The organism is Spirosoma luteolum, assembly GCF_054778875.1.
Window position 1 is genome coordinate 567,791 of the sequence record NZ_BAAGZE010000005.1, and the last position, 16,634, is coordinate 584,424.

Sequence of the window (16,634 nt, forward strand, 5' to 3'; positions counted from 1 at the left end):
GGTTTAAGTGATGCCTCAATGTACAACAATTTGGTAAAAATCCGGAGCCTCCCACCAAAATCTACGCAGTTGCCGGAGGGCTCGATCCGGGGCAAATGCGCGGGGCGACCCCTTCCGGATCCGGGTCTTTTTTCGTATCTTAGACCCATGAACGAAACCCAGACGGCCGCCAGTTTGCTGGCGAAACGTTTCCCCTTCAAACCCACGTCCGGGCAGCTGGCCTTCTTCGATCAGATCAGCGATTTTATCGCCCGCGATGACACCGACGAGGGGCAGCACTACCGCGATTGTTTCCTGCTCCGGGGCTACGCCGGTACCGGCAAAACCACTCTCGTCGGTACCCTGATCAAAGTACTCCCCCGTTTTGGCTATAAATCGGTGCTGCTGGCCCCCACCGGCCGGGCCGCCAAGGTGATGACCAACTACGCCAAAAAACCCGCCCAGACCATCCACCGGAAAATTTACCGGCAGGTGGCCGATCCGGCCTCGGGTACGCTGGCGTTTCAGCGGCAGAAGAACTACCACGAAAACACCCTCTTCATTGTCGACGAAGCCTCCATGATTTCCGACGAAGCCGACTTCGGCGGTAAAGGCCTGCTGACCGACCTGATCGACTTCGTGTTCGAAAATCCCGGCAACAAACTCATGCTCGTGGGCGATACGGCGCAGCTGCCGCCCGTGGGTCGCGACCTGAGCCCGGCCCTCGATCAGGGCTTTCTGGCCAGTTCGTTCGGCATGTATGTGTTCGAGCAGGAACTGACCGAGGTGATGCGGCAGGACGAAGAATCGGGCATTCTCTACAATGCCACCGACCTGCGCACCCTGCTGGCCGAGCGGGGTATTGGCACGCCCCCGCCCCGCGTGGTGGGCTTCGACGCGCTGCTCACCGACGGCCCCACGGCTCCCGTTGGCACCATGCCCGACATCCGGCTGCAGGTGAGCGCCTTCCGCGATATTTTCCGGATGCCGCTCACGAAACTGGAAGACGGCATTCGCTATGCCTACAACAAATACGGCCGCGAAAACACCGTGATTATATGCCGCTCCAACAAGACCGCCGTACAGTACAATCAGTTTATCCGGCGCATGATCGATCAATGCGAGGAAGAACTCGACGCGGGCGATATGCTGATGATTGCCCGGAACAACTACACCATTCTGGGCGATGATTCGCCGGCGGGTTTTCTGGCCAATGGCGACTTTGTGGAAGTGCAAAAAATCCGGCACCACGAAGAAGTCCACGGGTTTCGATTCGCCACCGTGACGCTCCACCTCGTCGACCACGACGATCAGCCCGACTTCGACGCCAAGATCATGCTCGACACCTTGCATTCGCCCGTGCCCTCGCTGGGTCAGGAACAGTCGCGGGCGCTGTATGAGAGCGTGTCAAAAGATTATTTCTACATCAAGAGCAAGAAAGAACGGGCCGAAGCCATCCGGCGCGACCCGTATCTGAACGCCCTGCAGGTGAAGTTTGCCTACGCCCTCACCTGCCACAAAGCGCAGGGCGGGCAGTGGAACGCGGTGTTTATCGACCAGGGTTTTCTGCCCGAAGGCCAGGTCAACCACGAGTTTGTGCGTTGGCTCTACACGGCCCTCACCCGCGCCACCGACGAAGCTTATCTGATGAATTTCAATCCCCAGTTTTTTGGTCAGCCGTAACGGCGGCCCGACAGTCGCAGGCCCTAACGGCAACGGCCGCGCTCCCGGTTGGGTGGCGCGGCCGTTGTTGTTCCGGCAACTCCGTTTCGGGAGCTGCGTGGCCCGGGGCCTCATGGTGTGGATAGTAACAAACGCTTTTGTAAGACTGTCTTGAAAAACAGGTTTACAAAGGTTGTTCAGGGCGGCCTCCGGGGCAGTGCCTGGTACAGACCGGCCCGGCGGGCGCAGTCCGTACCCCGGGCTGGTGGGAAGGGAATCGAACACATAGCTTTGGTGTGGATAGAATTAGCCGTAAGGTCCGGTATCAGACTGAACAGGTGTCCGGCGCCGATCAGCAACCCTGTCAAATATTATATTTATGTCGATACGAACGTTGATTAAGGTTTTCGCTTAATTTCCGGTTCCGTTTCGTTTTTTCTTCGCTTGCCTTCTATCCATTTCCGCTTTATGATTCGCCTATGGAGTTGCCTTCTAACCCGTTCGCAACCAGCGATATCCAAACGCTGCGCATTCGACTGAAAGCCAAATACAATTCATATCATCAGGCCGATCCAGTTCGATTTCCCCGGTTCGACTATAACACCAACCGCGTCAATTACGAACCACTTCGAAACGCGTTTGAGCATGAGTTTTTTATCATTCGTTCACTTGAACGCTCCAGCCCGACAATTCACATTCCGAGTACGACAACCTTATCGTTACTGTTCACCAACGACCAGTATAGTCCGGGCAAAAAAATAGAAAACACCTGCTGGTCTTTTGCCGATGGACCCGGCGCTATTGAGTTACAACCAGGGCCGGCCATAGCGGCCAAACCGATAACGGCTGACTGGTTCAGAAAGCCGCTCTGGCTGGGTGCCGGCGCCCTGCTGCTGCTGGGGCTGGCCGGATTTGCCGGGTACTCTCTTACCCGCCCCCGCCCCTCCGCCATCCGGCTTATGCGACCGGAGCCGAATGGTGTAGTGCAGCAGGCAACCGTCGTTGCCGGAATGGCCGAACATGCATCGCTGATCTGGCTGGTTGTCCATCCGGCCAACATGCCCCGCTACTGGGTTCAGCAACCTATCTATGTCAATCCAGACGGGTGGTGGGTTGGCGCTGCATTCGTCGGAGGTACTACGAAAGAAAACGAGGGGCTTACCTTCGAGATTCGGGCCTTTGTCAATCCAACGGCCGAACTGCATACCGAGCAGATGCTCACCGACTGGCCCGAAGCCGAACTATCGTCGGCGGTGGTGCGCGTTACGCGGTCCGTCGACACGCCAAAACCCTCCGCCCCGGTCCCATGAGCACAGCCCCCCCGCCCGACGACTCGCTCCACCAACTGCGTATGGGCATCCGCAACAAGTACCAGACCTACCACCGGCAGAACCGCGATCGGTTTCCGACTTTCGAGTACAATACGAACCGGGCCAACTACGCCCCGCTTGTCGACTCGTTTACCGAAGAACTGTTTCGGGTAAGGCAGCTTGATCCAACCAGAGCGGCCCTGCACATTCCAAGCTCCGATACGCTGGCTCAGCTTTTTACCGATCCGCAGTACAAACCGGGCAAAAAGATTTACACGACCTGTCTGCTCTACATCGGATCCGCTACCGGGCAACCCGCTCCTGCCGAGCCAAAAACTGCCCCGGTCAAACGGCTGTCGATTCGGCAGGTGGCTTATGCGGGTTTGGCGCTTGGCCTGTTGGCAGGTGGCTATGCGGTTTTGTCGCTCAGGCCCGTTCGGTCGGTGTTGTTTCCATCCAAAGACCTGGTCATTGAAAGCCCCCGAAGCGGCTCCGTTTTACCGCGCACCTTTCGGGTGAGCGGCACGGTATCCAACGCCGACATGGTGTGGGTAGTGGTGAAGCCTGAGCAGCGTCCCGATTACTGGCCGGTTGGCCTGACCGTCGATAAAACAGGGCACTGGCATGGCACGGTCATTATCGGCAACCTAAGCGCTGAATCGGTGGGCACGCACTGGCAACTTCGGGCGTTTGTTGAGCCAAATCCGTCGCTACACTACAGCGACACCCTGATTCATGCCTGGCCCAACGCCCGCCTGTCGACAGCGGCCATCGATGTGGTGCGGGGCCCCGCCCTGCTGCCCTCACCGTAACCAATCGGCCCGTTGTGACGTTCTTAGCGTAACTATCGTTTTCGTGGCTATGAGTATCGACTGGATTATGAGCGCCTGTCTGGGTGTAGGCCTGGCCGCCTGTTGCGGTTTCCGCGTCTTTGTACCGCTGCTGGCGGCCTGTCTGGCCACGCGGCTGGGCCTAATTGGCCCCATGCCTGGCTTCGAATGGCTGAGCGGCACCCCGGCCCTGCTAGGCCTCTCGGTCGCCACGGTGTTCGAACTAGGCGCCTACTACATTCCCTGGCTCGACAACCTCCTCGATACCGTGGCCACGCCCGCATCGATTATAGCCGGTACACTGCTCAGCACGTCGTTTCTGCCCATCGACAACCCGGTACTGCACTGGGGGCTAGGCCTGATGATGGGTGGTGGTTCGGCAGGCGTTATTCAGGCGGGCACGAGCCTGCTGCGGCTGGGCTCGACCGCCACTACCGGCGGCCTGGCCAACCCGGTTGTGGCTACGGGCGAAAATGTCGCATCAGTGGGTTTTTCGCTGCTGTCGATCTTTCTGCCGCTGTTCGCCTTTGTCGTTATCGTGCTGGTCGTGCTGTTTTTTATGGCCCGGCTCGCCACCAAACGGAAAGTCTGGTTCTCGCGCCGGCCCCAGGCCTAAGCGGTATTGGACGCTAACTAAACGCAACGCCCCCACCCGGTTGACCGGGTGGGGGCGTTGCATTGGTCATCGGTTATTTACAGGCTCGCTACCGTCCGGCGCACAAAGGCGGTCAGATCGGCGCCCGTCAGCATGTTCTGCGCCAGCAGGGCCAGGTCGTAGGTTTGTTTCACCAGGGCCTTCTGGGCGTCGGCATCGGGTTCGGCCAGCAGCCGCGCCACCAGCGGATGGTTGGCGTTAACAGCCACATTGTACGACATGGGGAAGCTGCCGTAGAACGACTGCTCGCCCGACAGCGCCGACATATCCTTCATCCGGCGCATAAACTCGGGCTGCGTGATGGTCACGGGCATTTCGTCGGCGGGCTGCGCCACTACGCTTACGTTCAGCGTCTTGCTGTCGAGGGTTTGCTCGTACAGTTCTTTCAGCTTCGTTTGGTCGTCGGTCGAGAGCACGCTTTCGTTGCTGACACCGGTGTCGATGAGCTTATCGAGCGTATCGGCATCGACCCGCTGGAAGGTTACTTTCTCCAGCTTGCTTTCCAGGGCATTGATAAAATGGGCATCGATCACGTTGTCCATCAGCAGCACATCATAGCCACGCCGGCGGGCCGATTCGATGTAAGCGTCCTGCTGCTTGCGGTCCGACGCGTACAGCATCACCACGCGCTCGTTTTTGTCGGTCTGGTTGGCCTGCACCTTCTCGCGGTATTCGTCGAGGGTGCTGAATTCGCCTTCGGTATTCTTGAGCAGCACAAAGTTTTTGGCTTTGTCCCAGAATTTCTCGTCACTCAGGATACCGTATTTGATGAACAGGCCAATATCGTCGAACTTCTCCTCAAAGCCTTTACGGTCGGCGTTGAACAGGTCGTTCAGTTTGTCGGCTACCTTACGGGTAATGTAACCGTTGATTTTCTTCACGTTGGCATCGGCCTGCAGGAAACTCCGCGACACGTTGAGCGGAATATCGGGCGAGTCGATTACGCCGTGCAGCATCATCAGAAAATCGGGCACCACATCTTTCACCTCATCGGTGATGAACACCTGCCGGCTGTAAAGCTGGATCTTCTCGCGCTGGAACCGCAGTTCGTTTTTGACGCGGGGGAAATACAGAATCCCCGTCAGGTTGAACGGATAATCGACGTTGAGGTGAATCCAAAACAGCGGCTCTTCGCTCATCGGATACAGCTCGCGGTAAAACGATTTGTAATCCTCGTCGCTTAGTTCCGAAGGCGACTTCACCCAGATCGGCGTGGTGTTGTTGACCACCTTGCCGTCGAACTCAACCGGGATAGGCAGGAACCGGGCGTACTTATCGAGGATACTTTGCAGCCGGTCTTTGCTCAGAAACTCTTCAGAATCGGGGGCTACGTGCAGAATCACATCGGTGCCCCGCTCGGCCCGTTCGGCCGCGCTCAGTTCGTACTCGGTCGATCCGTCGCACACCCACCGGGCCGCTTCGGCACCCTCGCGGTACGATTTCGACACGATTTCGACTTCGCCCGCAACCATAAAGGCCGAGTAGAAGCCCAGCCCGAAGTGGCCAATGATCTGACCCTTGTCGTCGGTTTTGTCCTTGTATTTTTCGAGGAAGTCCGACGCGCCCGAGAACGCAATCTGGTTGATATACTTCTCGATTTCGTCGGCGGTCATACCGATACCATTGTCGCTGATGGTAATGGTTTTGGCCGCTTCGTCGAGGCTGACGGTTACTTTCAGTTCACCCAGTTCGCCACCAAACTCACCGAACGACGACAGTTGCCGCAGTTTCTGCGTGGCATCGACGGCGTTAGAGACCAGTTCCCGCAGAAAAATTTCGTGGTCGGAATACAGGAATTTCTTGATAATCGGGAAGATATTCTCGGTGTGGATCGAGATCTGTCCGCGTTTCGACGCACCCGTTGGCGTATCGTTTGTTTCGTTTTGTACGGTTTCCATAGATAATCAGTTGTCAGGGAATCGAACAGGTAAATAGCTGGCTAAGCGCCCGACAAACGGTGTTCCAGCCCGGCTCCGGCTGACACATTGACAGTTTTTGGCCGAAAATCAGCCACCCTTTCCAACCTCTTGACAGCATTTGCGGGTCATTTGGCTAAACCCGACACCTATGAACTACCGCCTGAGCCTGTTACTTCTGCTCCTGACCGGTTGCCAGTTTACGTCTCCGCTGGTCATCGGCGGCCCTGACAAACCAGCGCAAACCTCGGTTGCTTTTATCTGGCCCAATCAATTGGCCACCGATGGCTGCGCAGCACGAATTCAGCTGCAGGGTAATTTGGACCCAGGTACGCAGCCGATTAACCTGACACCAACGCCGGCCACGCAACCGCTGCTGGTTCGGGCACTCAACACCATTCCGGTCGACCCAACAACGCACGCGCAGCGCGTTCTGATCCGCTTCCGGTCCACCGGCCGTACCGTTTCGATTGCCTGCGGCTGGGGCGCCCAATTACCCGCTCAGGAAATCGACGTACAGCGAATCAGTCCTTATTAGGTTGTTCGAACTGGAGCCGGGCACAATGCGTTTTACAGCTGATGACAGCCACTGGTTACTCCGATATTTCGCTCGATAGGCTCGAGCAGCTGCGCCAGCAGCCCCATACGGCCCTGATCGACGTACGCGATACCTGGGAGTTCGAGGAATTTAACCTGGGAGGCATCAACATGCCGCTGCCCGACATCCGGGCTCGTAAAGCTGAGCTACTGTCCTACGATACGTTGCTGGTGGTCTGTACCAACGGGGTGCGCAGTCGCATCGCCGTCAAAGACATGCTGCGCCAGCCCGAACTGCAGCACAAAACACTCTACCACCTGCACGGTGGCCTCATCGGCGACGTAGGGTAATAGGCTAACGATTGGTCTGGGCTTGGCATTCCCCTCTTCCCGGCAAACGACCCGGACTGTATACGCTGAGTCGTCGGGCACTCCCGTTTGCCCCTCCCCTACGTCACAATCACAAAACCGGGCCGGGCCGCTTCTTTTTCAGCGTTGGGCAACGGAAACTGCAGAATGTCGTGCACGTTGACGCGGATAAGCTGGCTGATTTGGTTTAGCGGTAGATCGTTGCGGTCGACGCCGAAGGGCTCTTCGATCTCGACACCGATCATTTCCAGCCCAATCAGAATGTAGGAGGTCAGGATCACCGCCGGCACGGTCATGTAACCAAACGCCTGAATCACCGTAAACGGCAGCACCATGACGTACAGGGCGATAAACACCTTGATAAACAGGTTGTAGGAAAACGGGATGGGGGTACTCTTGATGCGCTCACAGACCCCCGTAACGTCCATCATGGTGGTCAGGTAGCGGTTGAGGTTGATGTGCTGCGATTCAGAAATAATGCCTTCGCGATACAGCTCCTCCGTACGGCTCCAGATCAGACTGGCCACCCCCGCCGGTTTATGGTCCTGCTGGGCCAGCATCAGCGCGTCTTCGTCCGACACCAGTTCCAGTTCATCGCTGCCGGGCAGGCCCCGCAAATGATTTTTCAGCGCGAAGGGGAAGCTGGAAATCATTTTGGTGAAGAACAGCCGGTCGTCCTGCCGCTCGATGGGCAGCACCGCCTGCAGAAACAGCGCGAGATTACGGCTGTTGTTGACCAAACCGCCCCAGACCGTGCGGCCCTCGTAGAAACGATCGTAGGCCGTGTTGGTGCGGAAGATGAGCAGCAGGCTGAGCAGAATGCCCATCGCCTGCAGAAACGTACCCGGCGTATCTTTCAGCCGCAGATCGAGGTAGTACAGCTCCATCACGGTAATGAAAATCACGTAGACGGCCACAACGATCAGCCGCTTGAACAGCGCGATGGCCGTGGGCCCCGTGTGAAAATGCCAGATGGCCGGCAGCCAGGTCTTGGCTTTGTAAGAAATCATAGAAACGCAGGGGGTTAGCCAAACGACCACCTGACGTTTGTCAGACGGTTACCGTACCGATAAACACGCGTTTAGCCGGACCGATCAGGTAAATGTTATCGAACGCGCCCGAAGCCAGCGCATTAAACGAAACCCGCAGGTTGCCGCCAAGCGTCCGGATCGATACGGGATCGGCCATGCCAAGCTGCCGATGCGCTGTCAGGGCTGCGGCCGTCACACCCGTACCGCATGAGTAAGTTTCGTCTTCGACCCCACGCTCGTACGTTCGCACGAAAAGCGACTGGGCATCGAGCGGCTGTACAAAATTGACGTTGGTACCGCCGGGGCTAAACGCTTCACTGTAGCGAACGGCTCGCCCATCGGCAACCACATCCAGACTGTCGAGGTCGTCGCTGAACCGGATCACGTGGGGCGACCCTGTATTGGCAAACGGCTCACCGCCCCGCGTTTCCAGGGCAGCCACATCGCTCATTTTCAGAAAAATCTCTTCTTCACACGCCACGGCAAGGTGTTCGCCATCGACCGCCCGAAAGCGGGTCTCACTCTCGAACAGGCCGAGGTCATGGGCAAAGCGCACGATGCAGCGCCCCCCGTTACCACACATGCTGCCTTCGGCCCCGTCGGCATTGAAATAAACCATCCGGAAATCGTAGTCCGGGTCGTTTCGCAGCAGAATGAGTCCGTCGGCACCGATACCGAACCGGCGGTGGCAGAGCCGCTCAATCAGCGCCTGATCGTGGGCCGGAAACGTTTCGCTCCGGTCGTCGATCAGGATAAAGTCGTTGCCGGTGCCCTGGTATTTGAAAAAGTCGATGGTCATGGTCGGAACAGGTCAAAAAAAAAGCTGCCGTTGACGGCAGCTTTCTCACGAATGTGTGTCGACGCCAACAGGCGATTAAGCCGCTGCTACCGTTGGTTTCGGCTTGCGCTCTTTCAGGCGCGCAGCTTTACCCTGACGACCGCGCAGGAAGAACAGGCGGGCACGACGAACTTTACCCATGCGCACGACTTCGATTTTATCGACGTTGGGCGACAGGATCGGGAAAATACGTTCTACCCCTACTCCGTTCGATACTTTGCGGACGGTGAAGGTTTCGCCACCGCTGCTTGGGTTCCGGCGCTGAATAACCGTACCCGTAAATACCTGAATCCGTTCTTTATTTCCTTCGCGGATTTTGACGTGTACGTTCACCGTATCACCCGCCCGGAACGTAGGCAACTCGGTGCGACGCTGCGCATTGTCTGCCTCCACTAATTTGATTAACTCGCTCATGACCGTATATAAATCGCCAGATAACTATTTGCGAAATGAGCCGCAAAGATAGCAAACTTTCGGCGCCCAGAAAATACTTTTGTAAAATTACCCCTGTCAGCCGACACCCTGCTCATGAAAATACTGAACGTTGATCAAATCCGGGCCCTCGACCAATCGACCATCAAAAATGAGCCGGTTGCACCTATTAACCTTATGGAGCGCGCAGCTCTGGGATTTGTCGACTGGTTTGCCGATCATTTTTCGCCTACGGCGCTAACCAAAATTTTCTGCGGACTGGGCAACAACGGGGGCGACGGACTTGCCATTGCCCGCCTGCTGATGGAACGCGACTACCCGGTCGAGGTCCATGTAGTGCGCTACGCCCCCCGCGAATCCGACGACTTCATGCACAACCATCGGCGGCTCAAGCTGCTGACCGAGCATATCAACTACATCGAGTTTTCGCGCGATATTCCGACCCTGCGCCACAACGAAGTTATCATCGATGCTATCCTCGGATCGGGGCTGTCGCGGCCGGCCGAAGGCATTGTCAAAGCCACCATTCAGGCCATCAACCGGGCCCCGGCCACCGTGGTCTCGGTCGATATTGCCAGCGGGCTTTACACCGACCAGCCCAACCAGCCCGACGATGTGATTATCGAACCCGACCATACGGTGTCGTTTCAACTGCCCAAGCTGGCCTTTGTGCTGCCCGGCAACGGTCGCTACGTGGGCGACTGGCACCTGGTCGATATTCAGCTTCACAAGCGCTATATCGACCTCGCCCCCACGCCTTACTACTACACCCAGCCCGCCGAAGCTCGTCTGCTGCTCCATAAACGCGGCCGCTACGCCAACAAAGGCACCTTCGGCCACGCTCTGCTGCTGGCCGGCAGCTACGGTAAAATCGGGGCTGCCGTGCTGGCCGCCCGGGCCTGCCTGCGCTCGGGCGTGGGCCTGCTGACGGTGCAGACACCCCAGTGTGGCTATGCCGTGCTGCAGACGGCCCTGCCCGAAGCCATGTGCCGCCCCGACGGGCACCAGACCGTGCTGACCGGAAGCAGCCGGCTGGCCGGGCCGCCACCGGCCGAGTACGCGGTGGTGGGCGTAGGGCCCGGTATCGGCAAAGCGCCCGAAACGCTGGCCATGCTCCGCGAACTGCTGCCCACCCTCAAAAAACCGATGGTGATCGATGCCGACGCCCTTAACCTGCTGGGCGAAAACCGCGATCTGCTCAAACAACTGCCGCCGAACAGCATTCTGACCCCGCACCCCAAGGAGTTCGAACGCCTGACCAGCGCCTGGGCCAACGATTACGACAAGCTGGCCCTGCTGCGGGCGTTTGCCCAGGAACACCGCGTGGTAGTGGTGCTGAAAGGGGCCCATACGGCGGTGGCCACCCCCGACGGCGATATACACTTCAACTCGACGGGCAACCCCGGACTCAGCACCGGCGGTACGGGCGACGTGCTGACGGGCGTACTGACGGCATTGCTGGCCCAGGGATACGACCCGGTCGAAGCAGCCGTACTGGGTGTGTACAGCCACGGCCTGGCCGGCGATCGGGTTGCTACCGAACGGGGACAAATCGGGATGACTGCCTCCGACGTGATCGATGCCCTGCGCTGGGCCTGAGTGTGGTGCGGGCAACACAGAAGTGTAGATTATTTTCTACATCTGCCGTCGGGCTCAGCCAAAGCCCCCCCTACCGTTTACGAAATAAGCAGTCGGGAATGCCGGACGAACGGTCTGGTCTGGTGCCGAATACTCAAGCGAGTCTGAACGCCCCCGGGGGCGGTATCAAAATTGTGCTTATCTGGGTATTCCTGTTTAAAGACGCCCGATATGAAACACACAGCTCAGCGCCCCTGGACTTCGACTCGCCCCTCGCGCAAGTCACGGGTATTTTTCGATCAGACTACGGCTCTGGCCGGTATTACGATTGCCCTGTTTACGTACATCGTTTATCATTTCATCTATCCCATGGCTTCCAAGGGACTCCTCTGGTAACCTCCGTTTTCATAGTCTTACTGTACCGCATAGAAAAGGCCCGGCTGATTGTCAGCCGGGCCTTTTCATGACGCAACGAACGTATCAGCGCATCAGTTGGTAGGTAATAAAAGCCGCGCCATAGGCCAGCAGCATCATGTAAGCCAGCTGCACACCGGGCCATTTCCAGCTGCGGGTTTCGCGCTGTGTTGCCGCCAGCGTACTCATGCACATCATGGCAAACACGTAGAATACCAGCAGCGACCACGCCAGCGCCGGCGTGTACATCAGCCCCCCCGTTTCAGGGTTTCGCTCCTGCGCCAGCCGCTCCCGGATCGTTACGCCTGTGTCGTCGGTGCCGATGCTGTAGATGGTCGACATGGTGCCAACAAACACCTCACGGGCCGCAAACGAACTCAGCAGCGCAATGCCAATTTTCCAGTCGTAGCCCAGCGGCCGGATAACGGGTTCGATAAAATGGCCAAAGTGGCCGGCGTAGGAAGCTTCGAGCCGTTCGGATGCGATGCGGTTGTTCAGCACATCGGCGGCCACAGCCGGCTGTTCGCGCCGAACGCGGGTTTCAGCTTCGTCCATGGCGTTGCCGGGGCCGTAGCTGGCCAGCACCCACAGAATGATTGAAATAGCCAAAATAACCCGGCCCGCTTCCCACACGAATGACCGAACGCTTTCCCATACCGTCAGGGCAACGTGGTTCCAGCGCGGCAGTTTAAAGGTGGGCAGTTCCATGATGAAGTAGCCCCGCTCCTGCGTTTTCAACACCAGCTTCAGCACATAGGCGGCCAGCAGCGCGCTGATCAGCCCCAGCATATACAGCCCCATCAGGGCCAGCCCCTGCAGGTTGAAGAGCCCCAGCACGCGCCGGTCGGGCACCACCAGCGCAATCAGGATCGTGTAGATCGGCAGCCGCGCCGAACAGCTCATCAGGGGTGTTACCAGTATCGTGATGAGCCGGTCGCGCCGGGTGCCAATACTACGCGTCGACATGATGGCCGGCACGGCACAGGCCACGCCCGAAATCAGGGGCACCACGCTGCGGCCGTTGAGCCCGAACTTGCGCATGATGCGGTCCATGATCACCATCACCCGGGCCATATAGCCTGATTCTTCGAGCAGCCCGATCAGCAGAAACAGAAACGCGATCTGCGGAATAAACACCAGGATACCGCCTACGCCCGACAAAATACCATCGGTGAGCAGATCGGTGAGCGGGCCCGCCGGCAGGCCTTCTTTCAGCTGGCCGTTGAGCCAGGCCACCCCCGTGTCGATAGCGTCCATGAATGGTTCAGCCCAGGCGAAAATAGCCTGGAAAATCAGCAGCAGCACGAAGCCGAAGAGGGCATAGCCCCAGACTGGATGCAGCAGTACCCGATCGAGTTTCTGACTCCAGGTGGGCTCCCCGATAGGCCGCTGATCAGTCACGGCTTCGCTGACAATCTGCGCGATGCGCTTGTAACGGGTAATGGTTTCCTCGGCCTGAAACGGTACCTCCCGAAACTGGTAGGCACTGATAAGCAGATCGAGACCCTCGCGCTGCTGCTGGTTCAGGAAGGTGAAGCCATCGTGCTGGATGAGGTACTGCAGCGCCAGGTAGTTATTGCGCAGCCCGTACTGCAGGCGCGTGGCCTCGATCAGATCGGCTACTTCCTCGGCGGGATCGAACAGCAGTTTGCCCGGCAGCACCGGCTCCTGCATCTGCCCCAGCACGGCTTTGCGCAGCAGATCGGCGCCTTCGCCGGTGCGGGCATTGATACGCACCACCGGCACGCCCAGCCGCATGGCCAGCCGCACCGAATTTATTTCCTTGGCCTGCTGCTGCGCCACGTCGAGCATGTTCAGGGCCAGTACCGTTGGTACGCCCAGATCGGCTACCTGCGAAAACAGCAGCAGGTTGCGGTGCAGATTCGACGCATCGACCACCACGACCGCCACATCCGGATAATCAGGGTGGGCCGGATTAGCCAGAATATCGGTGACGATCTGTTCGTCGAGCGATTTGGGATAAATGGAATAGACACCGGGCAAATCGACTACGGTGACCGTTGTCTGGGCATCGACGACCCACGACCCGGACTTGCGGTCCATGGTCACGCCGGGGAAATTGCCGGTTTTCTGGCGAAGGCCAGTCAGTTGATTAAAGAGCGACGATTTACCGGCGTTGGGGTTACCGATAAGCGCTATCGTGGGGGACTTCAACTCAGCTTGCGTTTACGTTCACATCGTCAGCTCGCTGTTCTCAGCAGGTCGATCACTGGCGATAACTGAAAACCGTAAACTGCGAGCGGAAAACTAATCGACTAAAATGGTAGCCGCTTCCGACTTACGCATCGACAGGCAGTAGCCCGATACGTGCAGACAGATAGGGTCACCCAGCGGAGCTTTGCCGTTCAGACAGATTTCGGCACCTGGCAAACAGCCCATCTCCAGCAGTTTAAGCGACATAACCTCGTCGTTGAATGCCTGGATGATCGCCCGCTCGCCAATTTTCAGATCTGCTACACTGCGCTTGCTCATGGCCCCGATGCCGTGGTGAGACGGCGTTACCTATTTAGATTCAGTTTAATTAACGCAACATTACGACGGAAAGTTTAGAGAAGCAAGACGGGCCGGGTTTGTCGTTCGTGGTTTTTGGGTTGCCGACAGCCAGACGGCAGCCGGCCCACACACCACGAACGACAAAGGCGGCTTTAAAGCGCTCCCTTTTTCATTTCCTTCACGGCATAGTCGACCGAGCGGGCGGTCATGGCCATGTAGGTGAGCGAGGGGTTTTGCGTTGAGGTAGATGTCATGCAGGCCCCATCGGTCACGAATACGTTTTTGACCGAGTGAATCTGGTTCCACTTGTTCAGAATCGACGTTTTGGGGTCTTTGCCCATGCGGGCGCCCCCCATCTCGTGAATGTCGAGGCCCGGGTTGCGCCCATCGTCGCGGGTGCGGATGTTGGTAAACCCCGCTTCGTGGAACATCTCGCTCAGCTGCTCCTGATAGTCCTTGATCATCTTCTCGTCGTTATCGTCGTAGGCGATCGCGATTTTGAGCTGGGGAATACCGAAGGGATCCTGCAGGGCGGGATCGAGGGCCACGTAGTTTGTTTCTTTCGGGATGGTTTCGCCCATCATGTGCGACCCCACGTGCCAGCCCCCCAGTTTGGGGTTGAGCAGATTTTGCTTGAGGTCGGCCCCGATGCCGCTCTGGTCGGTATGCGAACTGCGACCGGCCGAAAAGCCGGCTGCATAGCCGCGCAGAAACCCCATTTCCTGCTTATACACGTTGCGGAACCGCGGAATGTAGGGGCTGTTGGGCCGACGTCCGTCGGTTGTCATGCCCAGGTCGCCGTCGTACTCACCCGATACGCCCGCCCGGTAGTTGTGAAAAGCCACGTATTTGCCCAGCACCCCGCTGTCGTTGCCCAGCCCGTTGGGAAAGCGCGACGATTTGGAGTTGAGCAGCACCAGGTTGGAGTTGAGCGCGGCCGCGTTGAGGAAAATGATCCGGGCGTAGAATTCGACCATCTGTTTGGTTTGCGCGTCGATAACGCGTACCCCGGTGGCCTTGCCTTTTTTCTCATCGTAGATGATCGAATGCACCACCGAGTGGGGGCGCAGGGTCATCTTACCCGTTTTGGCCGCCCACGGAATGGTACTTGCGTTACTGCTGAAGTACCCCCCGAACGGGCACCCCCGCTCGCAGATGGTGCGGTGCTGGCACTGCGCCCGCCCCTGCTGCAGGTGAATCGGCTGGGGCTTGGTGATGTGGGCCGCCCGGCCCATGATCATGTGGCGGTCTTTGTAGCGGCCAGCCACTTTTTTCTGAAAATGCGTTTCGGCACAGTTCCACTCGTGGGGCGGCAGAAACTCGCCGTCGGGCAGCGTGTCGAGGCCGTCTTTGTTGCCCGAGATACCGGCAAAGCGCTCCACGTAGCTGTACCACGGCGCCAGATCGGCGTAACGGATAGGCCAGTCGACAGCAAAGCCATCGCGGGCGGGTCCCGTAAAGTCGAAGTCGCTCCAGCGCTGCGTCTGCCGCGCCCACATCAGCGACTTCCCGCCTACCTGATAGCCCCGAATCCAGTCGAACGGTTTTTCCTGCACGTAGGGATGCTCGGCATCTTTCACGAAAAACTGCTCGGTGCCTTCGTAAAAGGCATAGCACTTGCTGATGATGGGGTTCTGGTCGCGAACGTCTTTGGTCAGTTGCCCGCGGTGTTCAAACTCCCAGGGCTGCATATTGGTGGTTGGGTAGTCGGTTACGTGGCGCACATCGCGGCCCCGTTCGAGAACGAGCGTACGCAGGCCCTTGCCCGTCAGTTCCTTGGCGGCCCAGCCTCCGCTGATGCCCGACCCGATTACAATGGCGTCGTAAGTATGCTGCGCCTTCGCGTCGATATTAAGATTTGCCATCCGTTGGATAGGTCAATGTGTAGAGTTGCGGGTCAGGGTCATAGATCAGCTCGGGCCAAAATTCCCTGCCCCCGAGATCAAGCGTTAAGAATGGCTGATCTGACCACAACGGGCCAGCCAGCTGGTAGCGGCTTCAGCTGCTACGATTGCTTTACGGGCACACAGCCGTGGTAGCGGCTGGGTATCATTTCGTAGTGCGTCAGGTTGGTCATCACGTATTCGGAGTTCAGGTAGCCCCGAATGGTGAGGCCTTTCACCAGCCCGAAAAATTCTTTCTGAGCGGCATCAGGCGATTGTTCCATACCCGTGAGCAACTGGACACGTTGGGGGGTATCGCCCCCGGCAAACGGGTTGCCGTAAGCCTTGCGGGCCAGCTCGTCGGTAAGCGACAAACCGCTGGCCAGCAGGTCCTGCGTTTTTTTGTCGTAGCAGTCGGCCACCACTTTCTGAATAAACTGGGGTACCTGCAGTTCGCGGGCGCCGGGCGTATCGGTGGCCGGAATGATGGTATCGACGAGGGCGGCCAGCGTATCGCGCTGATCGACCGATAAGAGGGCGGGTAGCTGGCCAAGCGACTCGGCCGACCAGCCCGTTGCCCAGGCCGGTAGGGTAGTCAGCCCGCCAACCACCGTGGCCAGCGTTTTGAGGGCGTTTCTTCGTAGCACCAATGAGTTCGTTTAGGAATAAAGGAGCCAAAGGTAAGC

Annotated in this window: 16 protein-coding genes; 8 read left to right on the forward strand and 8 right to left on the reverse strand. The window is 58.2% G+C overall.

Annotation, left to right across the window (positions count from 1 at the left end; translation table 11 throughout):
- The first annotated feature begins 147 nt into the window (after nt 1–147).
- The 4 genes from ACYVAC_RS10015 (at nt 148) to ACYVAC_RS10030 (ending at nt 4,397) form a co-directional block, all read left to right on the forward strand.
- The gene (locus tag ACYVAC_RS10015) at nt 148–1,662 is read left to right on the forward strand and encodes an ATP-dependent DNA helicase (RefSeq protein ID WP_461097496.1); all 1,515 of its coding nucleotides are present in this window, start codon (nt 148–150) and stop codon (nt 1,660–1,662) included.
- A gap of 458 nt (nt 1,663–2,120) precedes the next feature.
- The gene (locus ACYVAC_RS10020) at nt 2,121–2,951 is read left to right on the forward strand and encodes a hypothetical protein (RefSeq protein WP_461097497.1); all 831 of its coding nucleotides are present in this window, start codon (nt 2,121–2,123) and stop codon (nt 2,949–2,951) included.
- On the forward strand, nt 2,948–3,763 hold the full coding sequence (locus tag ACYVAC_RS10025) for a hypothetical protein (RefSeq protein WP_461097498.1): 816 nt from the start codon (nt 2,948–2,950) through the stop codon (nt 3,761–3,763). Before ACYVAC_RS10020 ends, ACYVAC_RS10025 begins: the two co-directional genes overlap by 4 nt.
- Before the next feature lie 49 nt (nt 3,764–3,812).
- Nucleotides 3,813–4,397, forward strand: coding sequence for a DUF4126 domain-containing protein (locus ACYVAC_RS10030; RefSeq protein WP_461097499.1), 585 nt, complete (start codon nt 3,813–3,815; stop codon nt 4,395–4,397).
- Between the two features lie 77 nt (nt 4,398–4,474).
- Here ACYVAC_RS10030 and htpG read toward each other — a convergent pair whose 3' ends face one another.
- A complete protein-coding gene (gene htpG, locus ACYVAC_RS10035) occupies nt 4,475–6,334 on the reverse strand; it encodes a molecular chaperone HtpG (RefSeq protein ID WP_461097500.1) in 1,860 nt (619 codons plus the stop codon).
- A gap of 169 nt (nt 6,335–6,503) precedes the next feature.
- Here htpG and ACYVAC_RS10040 point away from each other — a divergent pair, with 169 nt between their 5' ends.
- Both ACYVAC_RS10040 and ACYVAC_RS10045 read left to right on the forward strand, forming a co-directional pair.
- Complete coding sequence (locus ACYVAC_RS10040; protein WP_461097501.1) at nt 6,504–6,890, forward strand: hypothetical protein; 387 nt, start codon at nt 6,504–6,506, stop codon at nt 6,888–6,890.
- A 41-nt stretch (nt 6,891–6,931) separates the two neighbouring features.
- Nucleotides 6,932–7,240: a rhodanese-like domain-containing protein gene (locus ACYVAC_RS10045; protein ID WP_461097502.1), complete on the forward strand. Its 309-nt coding sequence runs from the start codon at nt 6,932–6,934 to the stop codon at nt 7,238–7,240.
- A gap of 98 nt (nt 7,241–7,338) precedes the next feature.
- Here ACYVAC_RS10045 and ACYVAC_RS10050 read toward each other — a convergent pair whose 3' ends face one another.
- The 3 genes from ACYVAC_RS10050 to rplS form a co-directional block, all read right to left on the reverse strand.
- Nucleotides 7,339–8,268 (reverse strand): bestrophin family protein, encoded by a 930-nt coding sequence (locus ACYVAC_RS10050; RefSeq protein ID WP_461097503.1) that lies wholly within the window; start codon nt 8,266–8,268, stop codon nt 7,339–7,341.
- A 40-nt stretch (nt 8,269–8,308) separates the two neighbouring features.
- Nucleotides 8,309–9,088, reverse strand: coding sequence for a diaminopimelate epimerase (gene dapF, locus ACYVAC_RS10055; protein WP_461097504.1), 780 nt, complete (start codon nt 9,086–9,088; stop codon nt 8,309–8,311).
- A 75-nt stretch (nt 9,089–9,163) separates the two neighbouring features.
- Complete coding sequence (gene rplS / locus ACYVAC_RS10060; RefSeq protein ID WP_461097505.1) at nt 9,164–9,541, reverse strand: 50S ribosomal protein L19; 378 nt, start codon at nt 9,539–9,541, stop codon at nt 9,164–9,166.
- Nucleotides 9,542–9,655: 114 nt separating this feature from the next.
- On the opposite strand from rplS, the gene ACYVAC_RS10065 reads away from it, so the two are divergent.
- Both ACYVAC_RS10065 and ACYVAC_RS10070 read left to right on the forward strand, forming a co-directional pair.
- Entirely contained in the window at nt 9,656–11,158 is a 1,503-nt protein-coding gene (locus ACYVAC_RS10065; RefSeq protein ID WP_461097506.1) for an NAD(P)H-hydrate dehydratase, read from the forward strand.
- Between the two features lie 210 nt (nt 11,159–11,368).
- Nucleotides 11,369–11,533, forward strand: a complete 165-nt coding sequence (locus ACYVAC_RS10070) for a hypothetical protein (protein ID WP_461097507.1) — start codon at nt 11,369–11,371, stop codon at nt 11,531–11,533.
- A gap of 84 nt (nt 11,534–11,617) precedes the next feature.
- On the opposite strand, the gene feoB is transcribed toward ACYVAC_RS10070, so the two are convergent.
- The 4 genes from feoB to ACYVAC_RS10090 all read right to left on the reverse strand — a co-directional run bounded on the left by feoB (nt 11,618) and on the right by ACYVAC_RS10090 (nt 16,595).
- Nucleotides 11,618–13,726, reverse strand: a complete 2,109-nt coding sequence (feoB, locus tag ACYVAC_RS10075) for a ferrous iron transport protein B (RefSeq protein WP_461097508.1) — start codon at nt 13,724–13,726, stop codon at nt 11,618–11,620.
- A gap of 93 nt (nt 13,727–13,819) precedes the next feature.
- Nucleotides 13,820–14,044 carry a FeoA family protein gene (locus ACYVAC_RS10080; protein ID WP_461097509.1) on the reverse strand — a complete coding sequence of 75 codons (225 nt, stop codon included), beginning with the start codon at nt 14,042–14,044 and terminating at the stop codon, nt 13,820–13,822.
- Between the two features lie 173 nt (nt 14,045–14,217).
- The gene (locus ACYVAC_RS10085) at nt 14,218–15,930 is read right to left on the reverse strand and encodes a GMC oxidoreductase (RefSeq protein ID WP_461097510.1); all 1,713 of its coding nucleotides are present in this window, start codon (nt 15,928–15,930) and stop codon (nt 14,218–14,220) included.
- Between the two features lie 140 nt (nt 15,931–16,070).
- Entirely contained in the window at nt 16,071–16,595 is a 525-nt protein-coding gene (locus ACYVAC_RS10090) for a gluconate 2-dehydrogenase subunit 3 family protein (protein WP_461097511.1), read from the reverse strand.
- Nucleotides 16,596–16,634 lie beyond the last annotated feature (39 nt).

Excerpts from the sequence above, each read along its gene's own strand:
- ACYVAC_RS10020 (WP_461097497.1), top strand. The coding sequence starts at position 2,121 with ATGGAGTTGCCTTCTAACCCGTTCGCAACCAGCGATATCCAAACGCTG.
- rplS (WP_461097505.1), bottom strand. The coding sequence starts at position 9,541 with ATGAGCGAGTTAATCAAATTAGTGGAGGCAGACAATGCGCAGCGTCGC.
- dapF (WP_461097504.1), bottom strand. The coding sequence starts at position 9,088 with ATGACCATCGACTTTTTCAAATACCAGGGCACCGGCAACGACTTTATC.
- ACYVAC_RS10030 (WP_461097499.1), top strand. The coding sequence starts at position 3,813 with ATGAGTATCGACTGGATTATGAGCGCCTGTCTGGGTGTAGGCCTGGCC.
- ACYVAC_RS10065 (WP_461097506.1), top strand. The coding sequence starts at position 9,656 with ATGAAAATACTGAACGTTGATCAAATCCGGGCCCTCGACCAATCGACC.
- ACYVAC_RS10025 (WP_461097498.1), top strand. The coding sequence starts at position 2,948 with ATGAGCACAGCCCCCCCGCCCGACGACTCGCTCCACCAACTGCGTATG.
- ACYVAC_RS10050 (WP_461097503.1), bottom strand. The coding sequence starts at position 8,268 with ATGATTTCTTACAAAGCCAAGACCTGGCTGCCGGCCATCTGGCATTTT.
- ACYVAC_RS10070 (WP_461097507.1), top strand. The coding sequence starts at position 11,369 with ATGAAACACACAGCTCAGCGCCCCTGGACTTCGACTCGCCCCTCGCGC.
- ACYVAC_RS10080 (WP_461097509.1), bottom strand. The coding sequence starts at position 14,044 with ATGAGCAAGCGCAGTGTAGCAGATCTGAAAATTGGCGAGCGGGCGATC.
- ACYVAC_RS10040 (WP_461097501.1), top strand. The coding sequence starts at position 6,504 with ATGAACTACCGCCTGAGCCTGTTACTTCTGCTCCTGACCGGTTGCCAG.
- ACYVAC_RS10015 (WP_461097496.1), top strand. The coding sequence starts at position 148 with ATGAACGAAACCCAGACGGCCGCCAGTTTGCTGGCGAAACGTTTCCCC.
- htpG (WP_461097500.1), bottom strand. The coding sequence starts at position 6,334 with ATGGAAACCGTACAAAACGAAACAAACGATACGCCAACGGGTGCGTCG.
- ACYVAC_RS10045 (WP_461097502.1), top strand. The coding sequence starts at position 6,932 with ATGACAGCCACTGGTTACTCCGATATTTCGCTCGATAGGCTCGAGCAG.
- ACYVAC_RS10085 (WP_461097510.1), bottom strand. The coding sequence starts at position 15,930 with ATGGCAAATCTTAATATCGACGCGAAGGCGCAGCATACTTACGACGCC.